Source organism: Peribacillus sp. GL_122, from assembly GCF_057835005.1.
The window spans coordinates 867,362-884,382 of sequence record NZ_CM174415.1 but is presented as its reverse complement, the minus strand read 5'-3'; the positions used below and the strand labels follow the sequence as shown (position 1 = coordinate 884,382).

Annotated in this window: 12 protein-coding genes; 6 read left to right on the top strand and 6 right to left on the bottom strand. The window is 37.0% G+C overall.

Features of this window, described 5'->3' with window-relative positions; translation table 11 throughout:
* Window positions 1-43: 43 nt before the first annotated feature.
* On the top strand, window positions 44-1,387 hold the full coding sequence (locus AC3ISB_RS04275) for an alpha/beta hydrolase family protein (RefSeq protein ID WP_480340041.1): 1,344 nt from the start codon (window positions 44-46) through the stop codon (window positions 1,385-1,387).
* A gap of 1,488 nt (window positions 1,388-2,875) precedes the next feature.
* Window positions 2,876-3,004, top strand: coding sequence for a hypothetical protein (locus AC3ISB_RS04270; protein WP_255256698.1), 129 nt, complete (start codon window positions 2,876-2,878; stop codon window positions 3,002-3,004).
* 161 nt (window positions 3,005-3,165) lie between these two features.
* Here AC3ISB_RS04270 and AC3ISB_RS04265 read toward each other — a convergent pair whose 3' ends face one another.
* The 4 genes from AC3ISB_RS04265 to AC3ISB_RS04250 form a co-directional block, all read right to left on the bottom strand.
* On the bottom strand, window positions 3,166-4,689 hold the full coding sequence (locus AC3ISB_RS04265; RefSeq protein ID WP_489275623.1) for a sodium:solute symporter family protein: 1,524 nt from the start codon (window positions 4,687-4,689) through the stop codon (window positions 3,166-3,168).
* The gene (locus AC3ISB_RS04260) at window positions 4,686-4,886 is read right to left on the bottom strand and encodes a DUF3311 domain-containing protein (RefSeq protein WP_098370916.1); all 201 of its coding nucleotides are present in this window, start codon (window positions 4,884-4,886) and stop codon (window positions 4,686-4,688) included. Before AC3ISB_RS04260 ends, AC3ISB_RS04265 begins: the two co-directional genes overlap by 4 nt.
* Before the next feature lie 12 nt (window positions 4,887-4,898).
* Window positions 4,899-6,071 carry a M20 family metallopeptidase gene (locus AC3ISB_RS04255; RefSeq protein ID WP_480340085.1) on the bottom strand — a complete coding sequence of 391 codons (1,173 nt, stop codon included), beginning with the start codon at window positions 6,069-6,071 and terminating at the stop codon, window positions 4,899-4,901.
* 489 nt (window positions 6,072-6,560) lie between these two features.
* Window positions 6,561-7,859, bottom strand: coding sequence for a helix-turn-helix domain-containing protein (locus tag AC3ISB_RS04250; protein WP_480340043.1), 1,299 nt, complete (start codon window positions 7,857-7,859; stop codon window positions 6,561-6,563).
* An 829-nt stretch (window positions 7,860-8,688) separates the two neighbouring features.
* On the opposite strand from AC3ISB_RS04250, the gene AC3ISB_RS04245 reads away from it, so the two are divergent.
* The 3 genes from AC3ISB_RS04245 to AC3ISB_RS04235 all read left to right on the top strand — a co-directional run bounded on the left by AC3ISB_RS04245 (window position 8,689) and on the right by AC3ISB_RS04235 (window position 12,446).
* Window positions 8,689-9,876: a DUF2515 domain-containing protein gene (locus AC3ISB_RS04245; RefSeq protein WP_480340044.1), complete on the top strand. Its 1,188-nt coding sequence runs from the start codon at window positions 8,689-8,691 to the stop codon at window positions 9,874-9,876.
* On the top strand, window positions 9,869-10,249 hold the full coding sequence (locus AC3ISB_RS04240) for a CBO0543 family protein (protein ID WP_260398105.1): 381 nt from the start codon (window positions 9,869-9,871) through the stop codon (window positions 10,247-10,249). The genes AC3ISB_RS04245 and AC3ISB_RS04240 overlap by 8 nt, the downstream gene beginning before the upstream one ends.
* Before the next feature lie 406 nt (window positions 10,250-10,655).
* Window positions 10,656-12,446, top strand: a complete 1,791-nt coding sequence (locus tag AC3ISB_RS04235; protein ID WP_480340045.1) for a S9 family peptidase — start codon at window positions 10,656-10,658, stop codon at window positions 12,444-12,446.
* Between the two features lie 260 nt (window positions 12,447-12,706).
* On the opposite strand, the gene AC3ISB_RS04230 is transcribed toward AC3ISB_RS04235, so the two are convergent.
* A complete protein-coding gene (locus AC3ISB_RS04230; protein ID WP_489276852.1) occupies window positions 12,707-13,243 on the bottom strand; it encodes a LysE family translocator in 537 nt (178 codons plus the stop codon).
* Window positions 13,244-13,633: 390 nt separating this feature from the next.
* A complete protein-coding gene (locus tag AC3ISB_RS04225) occupies window positions 13,634-14,938 on the bottom strand; it encodes a helix-turn-helix domain-containing protein (protein WP_098370911.1) in 1,305 nt (434 codons plus the stop codon).
* Window positions 14,939-15,411: 473 nt separating this feature from the next.
* Here AC3ISB_RS04225 and AC3ISB_RS04220 point away from each other — a divergent pair, with 473 nt between their 5' ends.
* The gene (locus AC3ISB_RS04220; RefSeq protein WP_141993788.1) at window positions 15,412-16,956 is read left to right on the top strand and encodes an AbgT family transporter; all 1,545 of its coding nucleotides are present in this window, start codon (window positions 15,412-15,414) and stop codon (window positions 16,954-16,956) included.
* The last annotated feature ends 65 nt before the right edge of the window (window positions 16,957-17,021 follow it).

Here is a 17,021-nt window from a genome sequence, read left to right as displayed (position 1 = left end):
ATATCTTTTTATTTCTAATTATTAAAGAAAGGAAATGGCTCAAATGAAAAGACCTTTGGCGATTATATGTATTATCGTAAGTGCTTTTGTATTAATGGTAGGTTGCAGAACCGAGGACGAGGTACAGGTGGAAGAGAAATCGAAGGAAGTGAGCTCATTGAAAGCTATTGAAGGCAGGTGGGAGGGAGATATTAAGATTCCAAATCAACCGCTTCCAATCATTGTTCATTTTACGAACAAAGATGGAACGATAAGCATTCCTGTACAAGGGTTGAACGAATTCCCCTTAACAAGTGTAAAGTTAAGTAAATCAGACTTGTTTTTTGATATGGAAATCCAAAATCAGAAAATAACGTTTGATGGGAAAGTAGATCAGGAAAGGATTTCAGGAACATTTGTTCAAAATGGGCAAGCGTTCCCCTTTGAATTGCTTAAGAAATCCAATCAGGCAGTTGAAGAGAAAGAATCGGGTGAAATCGTGCAGGCCGACTTAAAGAACGGAACCATTAAAGGCCTTTTGGAAACACCAAAAAATGAAGGGCCTTTTCCTGTGATGATTATAATTGCGGGTTCTGGTCCGACCGATAAAGATGGTAACACCATTGCAAATCCCGGAAAAAATAATAGTTTAAAAATGTTAGCCGAGAGTCTTGCAGAAAAAGGTATCGCAAGCATTAGGTATGATAAACGCGGAATTGGTGAAAATATGCAATTAGCAGGAAAAGAAAAGGACCTGAGATTTGAACAATATATTGATGATGCAGCTGCTTGGGCTCAATTTGCCAAAAAGGACGGCCGTTTTTCCAAAGTTGGCATCATCGGCCATAGTGAAGGCTCTTTAATCGGGATGGCAGCCGCAAAGAAAACAGAAACAGACATATTCATTTCATTAGCGGGTGCAGGCGAGCCCATTGACCAAGTACTCATTAAACAGCTTGAAGAGCAACTGACACCGACATTATTAACGGAATCCAAAGATATACTGGCAAAGCTAAAACAAGGAAAACAAGTCGGGACTGTCAGTGCTGATTTGCAAAGTGTATTCCGACCTTCTGTTCAACCTTACATGATTTCATGGATTCAATATAACCCGATAGAATTAGTAAAGGAACTGAATATCCCTGTTCTAATCGTAAACGGTAATAGAGATATTCAAGTGCCGGCAACTAACGCAAAAACGTTACATAAAGAAAAAAGCGATTCTGAATTACTTATCCTTGAAAAGATGAATCATGTATTGAAAGAAGCCCCTACAGATCGAAAGGGAAATTTAGCAACCTATACAAATCCTGAACTACCATTATCCCCTGGATTGGTGAATGGAATCATTGAATTTTTAAACAAAAATGACATCACAAGTAATGACGGTCATAAAAATAACTATTGAGAATTGTGTCTCCCCCAGGTTCAGGTGACTGGGTTGTTGTTGGCATTCATAATGATCCCATAGGCGTTGATATAGAAGAAGTCAAAAATGTTAACATCTATGAAATTAACAAAAGTACTTTTAGCAGTAAAGAATTTAGGTATTTAATTACATCACCCAAACTAAAGAAATTGAAATTTGTGGACGCTGAACGAAAGCTGGTTATAGTGTATAGGCTCAGTTTTTTTGGTTTCCCCAAATACTTTTTAAATCATGAATAGGAGTAATCAATATAGTTTAGAAAGACCAACAAAGGAATTCTTAAAACTAAAAACAAAAGGCAGAATCAATCTGCCTTTTGTTTTTTATATTTTCACCGAGATATTCTGTCCCACTTTTAAATCATATGCTAATAATCTTTTTTGAAAGAGCATGAAAAATAAAAAGGCGCTTATTAAGGAAGAAAAAAGCAGCAACCAAAAGCTCCCTCATGTCGAATTAATGTACAAGTGCTAGTACCTGTGGAGCAAATATTCGACTGGCCCTTCATATAAAGTACATACCAAAATCAGTTTTTGTCATTCCAAAAATAGCACGTAAAATATATTCTATCGAGGTAATTCCCGGAAATATTATCCACTTAAAATGGCCCTCCTGACGATATTCACCAGTTTGGAATTGGTGAACGACTCTTTTTCAACAAAATCTTACTTTCAGAAAAACAATGGTAGGTAATCTAACAAAGAGGAAGATTTTGTATAAAATCATTAGTATAATTGATGAAATTACAATAAGAAAGGAAAGATCTCTATGAAGATGTTTATACATGCTTTTAAAAGAAACACCACATGTATCCTTGAAATCATTTATCTGTATATACTGTTCTTTTTTTCAGAGCTACAATCTACTACTGCAAGTATATTAAAAATAAAGTAGCGATTTATGTAATTTAAACCTCTTGAATGAACTTATGATAAAAGATCCTCTAGTTCCAACATTCCCAAACGATTATCTCCATAATCAGAACTTTCAATAGTCAAAACGACTTTTTTAAACGTTTTGTCTGTGTAAGATCCCTCAAGGGCGAAATGATAATTCCCTTTGCTCGTTCCAGATCGATAGCATGGAGGTCTGACAGCGTTTGAAGAATTTGACTCAGCCTTCTGTGACTCTATTCTAACCAACCTGACTTCAAATGCAGCTCAGGCCCTTTTTTCAATGGGTAGTAATAATTTTTTATCATCCTTACTGATGAGCTATCACTTACTGGCCTTGAGATGCAGTGTGGAAGAAGTGCGTTTCCTCACTGGATCTCAAGGTTCATGTTTTTTTCTTGTTGTACGTCAAAATATTTTTATCACATGCCTATATCCTGAAAGGCAATTTTCGGTTTTTATCTTTGAAACAATGGTTTGAATATCACTTGAATTAGATGTTCTTTTCAAGTGAAAACATAAGTTCACCAAAAAGGGACAAACTGTATTTGAAAAAAGAAAGGAGATGTGAGACATGACAAAAAAATTCAATAAAGGCAGCCGTAATCAAAATTCACCGCAATTACACGGGCAAGCTCCTGTTAGTGGGGACAACAGTAAAGGAAATAAAAGAAATAAAGATCAAAGTTCCAAAACAGAGTAATAATGAAACAAACCGGCCATATTCAGACCGGTTTGTTCCTTTTGTAGCCAAAAAGTCCAATTCATTATCGACGATATCCCGACTGTAAATAGAGTCCTACAAAACTTTCCCCAGAAAAGAGGTCATTCGTTTTTCATTATCATATCGGAAGTGAAAATAAGTTAGCTATTTGATTCTTTTTGTATCTGAACCTTGTGCCCTTCCGTTGTCGTCTCCAAACTATCGGTACCTTGATGAGTATAATTAATGTTTTTTGTCATAAGGCTTACCACCACCAAGACTACAATATTGATAAATAGGGCAATAATTCCTACATTCAAGTCTTTAATTGCTTGAGGAAGATAAGGAAATAGTTGACTGATTTTTATGTTCCCCAGTTCCATAATAGAGACTAGCACTCCTCCTGTTATTATCCCGGCAAATGCTCCATGTTTGGTTACAAAATTTTTTCTCATCAAACTTGCGAAAAAGGCAGGAGCAAGTTGTGTGATGAAATTATAGGCGATTAATGCGAGACTAAAGAGGGTGTTTCCACCTTTAAAGGTCAAGTAAATCCCTACGAGAGAAATAATGGGAACCAAGTATTTTACCAGTTTTGCTATTTGATTTTCCGTTGCTGATGGAGTGAATACGCTATATACATTTTTTGCAAGCAATGTTGATATTGACATTAACAGCATGGAACTTGGGACTAGAGCGGCTAACACGCCTGTACCACCGATTAAGCCCACAAACCATGGATCAAAATCCTGTTTAGAAAGCTGCAGCAAGATAAGATCGGCGTCGCCGCCTTTTAATCCAGGCATCTGTAAGATCGCTGCAAACCCGACAAAAAAGGCAAACAATAAAATCAATTGATACATTGGCATTAGGATGGCATTTTTCCGTAAGGCTTTTTCGCTAGATGCAGCATAAATAGGTGAAAACCCGTGCGGCCACATATAAAATCCAATAGAGCTTAATACAACAGTGGATATATACCACGAAACGCTCATTCCCTGATTTGGAAGTATGGTATAGTTCGGCTTTGTCTGTTCAATGGCCTCAAACATAGGTTGGAGCCCGCCATAATAATGAAGTGGGAAATAAACTCCTAAAAATACGACAATGCCAAGAATCAGAATATCCTTCAAAATAGCTGTCCTGGCAGAACCGTGAATACCGGAAACCATTACAAAAATGGTAACGCCAATTGCTCCGACCCAAATGGCTGCTGTAGAAGAGATTGCCCCATATGATGTTGCTGAAACGATATATCCTAACCCCTTCAATTGCAGGACTAAGTAGCAAGTACAAGCTATAACACCTATTACAGCAACAAGCACACCTAGATAAGGACTTTGATATTTTTTCACAAAAAAATCTGATTGGGAAACTAATTGGTGTTTCTTTGCATACTTCCAGATAGCAGGAAATGTCCAATAGGAGATCACTGTAGCCAGACAGCCATATGTCACGATGCTAAATATGGAGCCTCCTTCCCCATAAGCCGAACCACTTGCACCTAAAAAGGTAAAGGTAGTATACATTTCACCTGCGGACAAGAGGAAAATCAATAGGGCTCCCATCCCGCGTCCTCCAACCGACCATTGTTCCAAGTTCATTTCTTTCCCTTTTTTAGCTTGGATACCGATCAAAACAGAAATGACGAAAAAAAACAGGATAAAAAAAACGGCAATATTCATCTTGAATCTCCCTTCTGATTAGCAGGATCCAGTAGATAAATAATCCCCATTATACCTGTGGTCAGCACAGACCAGAGTACAATCCAAAAATGAAAAAATGGCATTCCCAGAACATAGGGAGTTACTTTATTTGTAAACAAAGCGCCTACAATAAAGCCAAGAAACGGGACAATTCCGAGCCAATATATTTTTTTCAAACTCTTAACCCCCTAGTATGTTAGATTCAACATTTTCAAAGTCCCATGAACAAATAACTTCACCCCATATTGTAAAGCCTGTTCATCGACTGTGAATTTGGGATGATGGTGAGGATAAATAATCCCTTTTTCTTCATTACGAGCTCCTATTACAATATAAGATCCCGGAACTACTTTTTGAAAAGCAGAGAAGTCTTCACTTCCCATAATTGGCTTTAAAATCTCCCGGCTTCCTTCACCAAATACTCCACAGATCGTTTCGTCCATCAATCGGGTAACTTCTTCATCATTAATGGTAGGGGCATAACCAAACTGATAATCGAATTCATAAGTAGCTCCATGTGCTTCCGTAATCCCTTTTACTATGCGTTCGATAAAGGTTGGAACGATTTCCCTCAGTTCCGGATTGAAGCTTCGAACTGATCCACCAATGCTTACCTTACTTGGAATGACATTAATCGCACTTCCCGCATGGAACTGGGTCACTGAAATCACAAGGGCTTCCTGGGCATCTCGATACCTCGAAACAATGTGCTGGAGATTCGATACAACCTGAGTTCCAATCGCTATGGGATCGACGGTAAGTTCAGGCTGCGAGGCGTGCCCCCCTTTACCGACCACGGTAATGTTAAAAGTATCAGCTCCAGCCATCACCGGACCGTAACCCAAACCAATTTTCCCTAAAGGAAGAGTCGACAAGAGATGGGCGCCAATGATCATATCCACCCCATCCAGCACACCGGCTCTCACCATTTCTTGAGCCCCACCGGGCGGCAGTTCCTCAGCATGTTGAAATAAAAAGCGCACCTCCCCTTTAATTTGATCCTTTAACTTTGTAAGAATTTTTGCTGTGCCAAGCAGCATCGCCGTATGCCCATCATGTCCGCAAGCATGCATAACTCCTGAATTCTGTGACACAAAGTCAAAATCATTCTCTTCTTCAATTGGAAGCGCATCCATATCTGCCCGCAGTGCAATAACCTTCCCAGGCTGCTGACCGATCAAACGAGCCATAATACTCGTCTTTGTCGGACGTGAAATTTCCAATTCACCAAAAGTTTGCAGCTTTTCATAAACAAATTGTGCTGTTTTTTCCTCCTGAAAAGAAAGCTCCGGATACTTATGTAAATATCTTCTCCAAGCAACCACTTCATCTTTAACAGCCTCGATCAAATCATGAATCATTATCGTTTGAGACACCAACTACAACCCCTTTTTCATTCAATTTACATAACAGCCCTTAATTTAGGATAGTTTAAGGAAAAAATTCCTTAAATAGAGTATAATCTCCCTCGGTCTTTATTTCAATATTTTTTGAAAATTCTAAACCGTTCCCAAACCTCATCTAGTTGCCAAGTTTTACAAAAATTTGAAACGCAGCATAAAGCAGAAAGGCACCCCAATTATGGATCCCTCAGTTTGTAGGTTCTATCTAACTGTTAAAACAAAGTTGATTGAAAACGGAAGGTGCTTGACTCCTGCATAGAAAAGCGTGTCCATAGGAGAACCCACAGGCGCGAAGGCGCCGAGGACGGACCGCCCGCGGAAAGCGAGTTCCCTACGTTCCAATCAACGTTCGCATTTTCACGAACCCTCAAAAAAAACTGTAGACAAACTCAATTTTCATCGAGTTTGTCTACAGTCTAAAGCACCCCAAATATGGGTGCCTGTATTTTATAATAATCGATAAATTTTACTCGGCCTTCCACGAGTGGCGTTAGCCTCTTCCCCAATGCATTGTGCCAAATCAACTTCGCACATATCTGCAACAATTCGCCGTACATTGCGCTCTGTCATTTCAAGATGTGTCGCTAAATCCTTTGTAGTAAATTCACTCCAGCCCATTCTTTGAACGAGAGCCGATATTTTCTTATACGTTTTAACACTGATATTTCCGTTTTTCAACTTTTCTATAAGAGGTTTATTGTGGGAACGGGTATCATATTGCAATTCTTTCTTTTTGCCTGGTGATTCGATAATTTTGCCATCATCTTGAATAATTACAATTTCACGCTTTTTCATCTCTTTCGAGTGTTGAATAGCCCGAAAAGCATTGATTTCCGCTGAATAGGCAGTCTCGCCGAAGCCAATTCCAACGGTAACGGGTGTATCTGCTTCAAAGGCCAATTTTTGAATGGTATCTTCGAGCGTAAAGATTTCTCGTTCAATTGCGCCGCGAGAACTAAAAATCATGTACCTTCCATTCCCTTTCTCTGAAAAGGAACCATTTATTTTTTCTCCAAGCTGAATCAACATTTCTTTTAGGCGAAGCTCCAAGTACTGTAAATGATATGGAGTTTTCATTTCCTCTGCCACTTTGTTAAAATATTCGACTTCAATGATTTCAACTCCGATTTGTGTACCCTTAAAGTAGGATGTCTTTACTTTCTCAGAAAGAATTCGAAGCGTTTGCCGCACTTCCATCTTACTCATCGACATACGAAAGGCTGGAATGCCATATTCCCTTAAAGCTTCACACACGGATGGAAAACAGGAAAAAGCTCCTTCTGTCTTTCCCGTGTTCCATAAATCCAAGTGAAAATGTACCAATTCATCCGTATCAACATCTGTCTCAAACACTTTCGTATAAATCTTTTTGGTTTTTATATTCAACTGTGACAAAGCTTCTTCGCTAATATTATTTGAGGACATAGTATCAATACTTAGATGCTCAATGATTTTCCCTTGTTCGTAGATCATCTCTAAAAAGGATTTATAAAAACCTGATTCCGTGGCTGGAACATGGACCATTATTTTATCTGTGCCTAGTGTTTTGTTGGCGATTTCATAGGGAAGTGGACCAGAAAAAAGCCATGCATGTACGTTAGAATCATGTTCCTTTACAATTTCCTCTACCTCTTCGGTATTTACATAGGGAAAAGAGATGAATTCCAACTCATGTTTATATTCTTCTGCCAAGTCTAATATCTGTTCTATAGAAGTTTTTAGACCGACCAGTCCGATTTTATACATCCTGTATTCGACTTCCTTTATCATCTGTAATATATTCATTGTTCTTTATAGAATATCCTAGTTTAACATAATTCACATTATCGTAAGTTCTAATTCTTCTGTTGTTTTTCCATAATTCATTCATTTTATCTAACTTTTATTTAATTTGTATTAGAGTTCTGTTTATTAGTTTGGTTTGTTACTCTTGATCGTATAAATAAACCAAGAGAAATGAAAAATAACAGTAGCCAAAAGAAAAGAATGATAGAAATGGTATTTATAGCTGTAAAAACATACCTAACCACACCAACATTTACCTTTTACCATTTTATCATGCCATATGAAAGAAAAATACCTTGTATACGTTATTCATGTGAGGTTTACAAAACACCCTCGTTTATACACCATTGATAAATCAACGTTTACGCATCTCAAGCGCACCTAAATGGCTGCGTAAGGGGATATTTATGCAAATCTTATTCAATAAAATGGTTCAATTGTTGAACAAAGAGCAAACAGCACTCTTTAACTATCCTCCCTCAATATTGAAAGTAACTTTTCACTCAATTTATCTTCCTAGAATACTTTAAATACTCATGATTTTCTTAGTACAGATAACATTAAAATGTGCGCGCTACCTCTTGTACGAAAAAACTATCATCATTTGTTCCTCACGTTCGTAATAAACTGATGATAGCTACACTGTTAAAATACCTTTAAAAATCCTTACTAGAAGTTTAAAAGATTGATTTCTCATAAAAAGATTGAAAAATTTGATCACCTGTTGGTTATTACGATAACCTATTTGGCCTAAAAAAGAAGAACATTCATGTTAACGGGAGGAAGAAGGATGCATCACAACGATTGGAAAAGGAAATGGAACGGATTTTCCAAGACGTTTCCGTATTCTCTTTTAGATGTAAAAGATGAATTAAAGAAAAAAGGTAAAAAACAGACTTCTGTTAAAACGTGGGAGTTAACGGGAGAAGAGACAATGTTAATACATGAAATAAAAGAACGAACAAGACAACACAACAATAATAATGTGACACGAACTCATGCCTATTTTCAGTTTTACCTCCGTTACCCAGAAATACACTGGGCACTACTTGGACATATGGTATCGCGTAATGGCGGTTGGAATATGACGGATTTAAAAGGGGATTTATATACAAGACTATTGTCGGAAAAAGATCAACTTATCTTCTTTTCTTTTTTGGAACGAGGGAACTGGTTAATCTTCCAAGATGTGTACCCACAATTTTTGTTGTATGAACAAAGTGTCAAAAGATCAAAAAGACTGTTTCATCTTCTACCTTTTTTCAATGTATCAACGTTTATGGAAACGTTGTGGAACCATTTTTGGAGAACAGGCGACCAGTATATATTAGCCATTGCCACTGTTATTAATGAACAAAGCTATTTAGAAAAAAGGGTCATTCAAAATGCCCATTTTAAAAAGACCGTACTAAATAGTATTGGATTCAAACTTTATGATTTTTTTCGCTTTAATCACATTCTTTTTCCATACTATAAGGATGAGACCAAACAAGAAACATTACTAGTCGGGAATACAATGAAGCATTTCACTTCCCTTCATGAGCGAATATTGCTGGGCAAGCGATTATACTCACTGCTGTTTAGCCGTGAGAACATCTTATCAGGAGTAGTAGATTGGGCTCATGATCATCCACATACCGGTTCGCGAAAAGACTACTGGCCGCATTTGTTTAATGATGTAAACGAATCATTCTCCCGTGCATTTTATAAACGTCGAACAAAAAAATGCCAATTAAGAAAAGGTGCGGATCGTTTATACAGTCCTCGATTAATATACACATGGAAAGATCTTAATCATGAAGAGGAGGAAAGCAAAGACTGGTTTGAAGACTGGCACATCATGGACTACTTAATCGATAAGGGAGAAAATATAGATGGGGAGATTTATAATGAATACTGCACAACGCTTGAAAAAATTGAACTTGCCATTCTGGCAAAAAAAAACGTCCTACTCCGAGAAGAAGCAGAATATGAGTAACCATCGGGCTTTTGTAGCCACAATAATTTTCTCTTGTTTCATCGGAACGTATTTAGACTTACTGTTTGTAGGTAAACAGATGTATTCCTTTCCGGCAAGACCATTCCCAGATATATTTACAATCAATGTCGCTTTTACATTATTGATATTGCCAATCTTTACTACGCTCTTTTTATGGATCGCTAAAGCGTTGACTGAATTATCAAGAATACTGTTTATCGTTTTGATTGGACTTTGTATAAGTGTTTCCGAATCGTTTTCGGAGAATTTAGGATTGTTTACTCATAGCGAAGCATGGCAACATTCTTATTCCCTTTTCGGATACATGATCTTCATGCTCATTATTTGGAAATTTTATCGATGGTTTCAATAACAATCGACCGTGTTATAGGAATCTAACAAACAAACTTGCTAAATACGAAAAAGTACATGCCAATTTGGTGTTATGGATAAAAAAACAAAGGGGGTCACAAAAATTAAAATAAAATTTTTGTGACCCCCTTTGAAATATGCTAGGAGGGTTTCCCTTCTGGATTTGATGATTAAAGACTAAAATAGCTCACTACTTTTATAGATTTGCTTATGGAAAAACCTTATAAAAACATTCCCGAAAATCTAGTTCTCAACTATTTTCGGCACTCATAGCCAAGATATAAAGTACATGATATATAATGCATCTAAATATAATGGTTGTGAGACGTAATTAGACCTTTTTGAGCTTTTTATTATTTGGACTATCTCAATTCCTCTCTTTTTAGCACATTTTAAGGAGTGAATGTATGAAAGAAATTGGCATCAAATCATATTTGTCTGTTGGAACTGTCAGTAACCCTGTTTATGATCCTAAAAGTAATAAGTTATTCTTTATTGCTGATTATTCTGGTTTACCGCAGGTTTGGGCAAAGGATTTCGATATAAGTGAACCTACCCGAATTTCTTTTACTAATGAACGAATTACTTTTGTTAAATACTTAAACAGTTCATCACAACGCGGCCTATTCATCGGCATGGATGTCGGGGGTAATGAGAAGCAACAACTGTTTTTACTCAAGAGTGATGGTGTACTGATCCCGCTTACCAACTCACCTGACCATAAACATGAATATGGGGGTCTCTCACCTGATGGAAAATGGATAGCCTGGTCAAGCAATCGTCGACATTCTGCCTATTTCGATATCTATATTCAAAATGTCGAAACATTAGAAATACAAATGGTTTTGTCAAAGGATGGTCTCTATACCTCCATCATGTGGTCTCCTGATTGTAAATCGTTATTGATTCGGAAAACAAATTCCCAGTTGGATAACGATTTAGGTTTACTGAATCTTGGCACAGGAGAAATGACCTGGTTAACAGATCATCAGGGTGAAGCAAGCTATAAAAACCCTCATTTCAGCAAGGATGGAGATTATCTCTATTTATTAACAAATCAAGATAGAGAATTTTTTGGGCTCGCGATCATTGATCTTTCAACAAAACATATCACTTGGCTGGAGGTGGGACAGTGGGACTTTGAAGGCCTCGCTATGAGTAAAGATCATTCAAAGTTAGCTTTTTCAATTAATGAAGGAGGTATTTCAAGAGGCATTCTTTTAGATCTAAAATCAAGTGCCCTTTATACATGGAAGACACCAATGGGGGTGATAACTAGCTTAACATTTTCACCCGACAATCAAAAATTAGCCTATGTATTCAATGGGCCGACCTATCCGTCTGATATATGGCAGGTTGACTTAAGGAAAATGAAGACAGAACGGCTTACTCAATCTCTTCAGACAAAGTTTTTGGAAAATAAATTAATTGAACCTATTCTTATTTCCTTTAAATCTTTTGACAATCTCCAAATACCTGCCTTTTACTTCAAGCCAAATACCCAATCAGAAAAAATTCCTGTTATTCTATATGTTCATGGGGGTCCAGAAAGTCAAATCCGTGCTGTTTTCAATCCAGTTCTGCAGTATTTCCTAAGCCTTGGCTATGCAGTAATTACTCCTAACGTACGCGGGAGTACAGGATATGGAAAAACATATACTCATCTTGATGATGTTCGTAAACGAATGGACTCCGTTAGAGATCTTGTTTCTTTAGTAGATTGGTTAAAGAAAGAAGGATGCGCTGATCCTAATAGAGTTGCCATTATGGGAGGGAGCTACGGAGGATTTATGGTTCTTGCAGCCATCTCTCACTATCCGGAATTATGGTCTGCTGCAATTGATCTCGTTGGGATTTCAAGTTTCAGAACTTTTCTTAAAAAAACCAGTCCGTGGCGACGCAAACTTCGCGAAGTTGAATATGGAACTATTGAAAAGGACGGAAACTTTTATGATCTGATTGATCCATTGAAACTAACTGACCGGATTACCAGTCCGCTGATGGTACTTCACGGGTCTAATGACTCACGCGTCCCAATTGAAGAATCTGAACAAATCGTAAATAAATTAATAGCAAGAAATCACCCTGTAAAGTTTATCTGTTTTGAAAATGAAGGTCATTCCATCGTAAAACTAAATAATAAAATTACTGCCTATACGGCAATAGCACATTTCCTCAATCAATATATTGGTAAATAATATCCCAATGCGCCTTCTATACTTTGAAGGGTGATTAAAAGGAATTAGCGTACCGACTATAAGGAAATGTGGTTCTTAGTTTCTTTAAGAAAACAAAAGTCTCGTTTGATATGAGTAATAAAATTTATCCTATTTTATCATAATTTTTTTAAAAACTAACCTGTTCCATTTGTTGCATAAAAAAATGAGCTGATCATCATCACAGCTCTTTAAAGAACGATTGCACCTGTTAGTTGATTAACGAATAAAAATATATTTATCTATTCGTGTGTTTGAAGAGCTAACTTTATTCCCAAACCAATGTAGACTATACCTTCGACTTTCCCAAACCAATTTGAACTGTTGTTAGATTTAACTAATAACTTGTTGCCAATTGTACTTGTTACGAAAACTAAGAGAGTGGTATACATTATGCTCATCAGTACAAATGTTAACCCAAGCATTAAAAGCTGAATTGTCACTGGGGAACCATCACTTTTTACAAACTGTGGTAAGAAAGCTAAGAAAAATAATGAAGTCTTAGGGTTTAGTAATTCAATTAACAAAGCCTGACGAAATGATAGATTATTATTCACTTTCTTAGTAATAGGTTTTTCAATTTTTTTTGATTTTTCAAGCAAAGCTCTTATTCCTAAATAAACTAAGTATGCTGAACCTAAATATTTAACAACTCCAAAAGCAAGTGTAGATGTCATTAATATCGCGGAAAGTCCAACAACTGCCGCAAGAGTATGAATTAAGTCACCAACAGCAATACCCAAGCCTGTGATAATTCTATTCTTTTTTCCACCTTTAATAAATTGAATTCTTTATTGCACTATCCTGACACTTTAGTTGAACAAGGGTATTTTTTCTCTAATTAGAATGTAACGAACGTACATTCAAAAGTTCATATAATGGATCTTATAAGCTGGAGTTTAGAAGGATCTTTTTAATTGGAGGATTCTTTTATATGCTTATTGAGGTACCACCACATGCCCATCAAGCTAAGAAAATAGGACACCTCCAAAACGATAAAATGAGCTTCTTTGTTACAAGAAAGCCCCAAATTTTGTTCTGAGGGTATTCTAAATTGTTAACTTGATGGCAATGTTATGCTACCCCAAGGAGAGTTAATTAAGGGAAATACTCAAAACTTTCCTCGGTAATCAAATTGCATTTTCGTGTATATCAAGAATGTCGAGATATTACTTCTTTAACATATAAATTTTACGAGGTCTTCCCCGAGGTGATTGAAGTTCTTCTCCTTTGTACTCCACTAAACCGCTTTCACTCAAACTACTCATAATTCTCTGGGCATTTCGGACGGTCATGGATAAATGAGAAGCTAAGTCTGAGGAAGTGAAGCCGTCCCAGCCCATACGATCAACCAATGCTTCTATCTTTTTATACGTTTTTACACTAATGTTAGCCTGATTCAATTTATCAAGCAGTTCTTTATCATTAGAACGGAAGGTATATGCCAATTGTTCTTCTTGACCTACGGATTCAATCATTACACCATCTTCTTGGATAACAACAATTCCGGAACTGTCTTGCTTCTTCGAATGACGGATCGCCTTGCGGGCATTGATTTCTGCTGATGCAGCCGTCTCACCAAAACCAATACCAACTGCAACTGAGACATCCATATCAAGGGCCAGTAATTGAACAGTACTTTGCAAGCTGCCAATTTCCCGTTCAATTGCCTTGCGTGAACTAAATATTTGATAGCGGCCGTTTCCATTTTCTATGAGGGATCCATCTAATTTTTCGCAAAATGAAAGCAATGTTTGTTTAATTTTCAGCTCCAAATGCTGAAGATGATAACGAATATTAACCTCGTCCACAAATTGATCAAACTGATCAATTTCAATAATCTCTACACCTATCTGACTATCTTTAAAATAGGTGCTTTTTGCTTTTTCAATCAAAATCTTGACCGCTTGTCGAATTTCCATCTTTGTCATATTTATTTTGTAGACAGCAACATTTTCTTTCTTCAAGGCCTCATATACAGATTGTAAAACGGTTAGGACAGCATGTATCTCCCCTTCCCTCCACAACTGAAGATGAAATTGAACAATTTCTTGATAATCATATTGTTCATCAAATGTTTTTACATAAATATGTTCGGTGGAAATCCCTAGCTCTTGCAGCGACTCATGCAAAAAAAAGTCTTCCAATCGAATCATATCGATGGATAACTTATCGAAAAAATGTTTTTGATCTGCAGACATTTGTAATAAACATCTATATAAACTAGATCCTACAGGAGGACAATATGTAAAATTGGCCTCTGAATCCAACATTCCTTTTGCTATTCTATAAGGAACTGGTCCAGAGAAAAACCAACCATTTACAGTACTTTGGTGATTTTTTATAATGTCAGTTACCTCACGTGCATCTTCATATGGAAAATCAATAAAATCTATTTCATGTTCAAATTCATTAGTAACATCCCGAATTTTCTTTATAGATGAAAGTGGACCTACAACCCCAATTTTATACAAGTTTATTTCACCCCTACATCATACTATTAGTTTTATTATATCAAAATAACCAACCCTAACAGGGAATAAAAAATGAGATCCAAATATAAAAGCATGTAAAGCACCGTTTGACATAAATAAACGGTGCTGCTTAATATGGTTTCTTATCTTTCGTGAGTTCAAGAGTGGCAGGACTTATTGATTCAAAGGTTTCGAATCCTATTGTTAATTTAACAATAATTACCAGAAAATATTTTCCCTTTTTTCTGAAAATTTTATTGAAATAGATTATTCTTAATTATATAATACATTTAACGAAAATAGCGTTAAATATTCGTTAAATAAAAATCAGTATATTGGAAGGAATTAATGAAGTTCACAAAGGATGAAAGACGGTAATTTGAGTTTAAGGCATGTTTAGAGAAAAAGTTTATAAATGGAATGGTGCAAATCGCACAAACTACAAATGGAAGAAGGTTTAGGAGGAGAATGTAATGGAACAAAAAGTAATCAAAGATACAACTAATCTTCAAAATCATAAAACGGGTGGTTTTTTCAATCGAGTAGAGCGAATAGGAAACAAGATCCCCCACCCCTTTATCTTATTTATTTATATGATTGCCTTTTTATTTGTTGTAACCGCTCTCTTATCAGTTTTCCATGTTTCGGCATCGGACCCCATAAGTGGAGAGAAAGTGGAAGTTCAAAACCTCTTAAGCCGTGAAGGCATCCAATGGATTTTGCCGAATATGATTAAAAACTTTTCCGGCTTTTTACCACTGGGATCTATTTTAGCTCTTATGCTAGGGGTAGGTTTAGCAGAAAAAGTTGGATTGTTAGAAGTTTTGATTCGGAAAATGTCATTAAAAGTCTCAGGGAAATACGCTAGTTATTTAGTTGTATTTGTTGCCTTTTTTAGTCATGTTTCTTCTGATGCTGCGCTTGTTATTATGCCTCCCCTTGGTGCTTTAATTTTCCTTGCTGTGGGACGTCACCCTGTTGCTGGGTTGCTCGCTGCCATCGCTGGGGTTGGTTCAGGTTTCACCGCCAACTTATTAATCGTCACAACTGATGTCTTGCTTTCAGGAATTAGTTCGGAAGTAGCGAAAGGCATGAATGCAAATTTGACCGTTAATGTTACTGATAACTGGTTCTTTATGGCGACTTCCGTTCTCGTACTCACGGTAGTTATATCCTTGATTACAGATAAATTTGTCGAGCCGCGCTTAGGAAAGTATGAAGGTGGCGGCCAGCATAAAAAATTGGAGCAATTAACGAAGCAACAAAACAAAGCACTCCTGGCTACAGGAATTTCAGCATTGATTTTTATAGCTGTTATGGCCGTTCTAGTCGTTCCAGAAGGAGCTCTATTGCGAAATCCAGAAACTGGAGCCATTCTCCCCTCTCCATTCATGTCTGGAATTGTCGCAATCATCTTACTCTTCTTTTTTACAGTTTCTATTACTTATGGAGTTAAGGTGGGAGCAATCAAGAAACAAAATGACATTCCGGAATTATTGGTGGACCCAATTAAAGGAATGGCCGGATTTATTATTATGGTTTTCCCGCTTTCCCAGTTTGTCGCTTGCTTTAACTGGAGTAATATGGGTAAATTTTTGGCTTTATCCATCACAGATCTCTTGGAACAGCTAAACATAGAAGGTGCACCTGTCCTAATTGGGCTAATGTTCTTATCTGGACTTCTTTCCATGTTCATTGCCAGCGGATCTGCAATATGGTCTATATTGGCACCCGTTTTTGTCCCAATGTTCATGGTATTAGGCTATCATCCTGCCTTCGCCCAAATGTTGTTCAGGGTAGCGGATTCATCTGTACTGCCATTGGCACCTGTATCTCCATTTGTCCCACTATTCTTAAGTTTCTTACAAGAGTATCGAAAAGATGCAAAACTAGGAACTTATTATTCTCTTATTTTGCCTTACCCGATTATCATCTTCATCATTTGGACGCTATTGGTAGTCGTTTGGTATTTCCTTGGCCTCCCAATTGGTCCTGGAGTATATCCGAAATTACCGTAATTTGAAAAAATCTCAAGCGCCCCGCATGCCCCTTATCCGACTTGAGCGGCTGGGCTGCTTGGTCT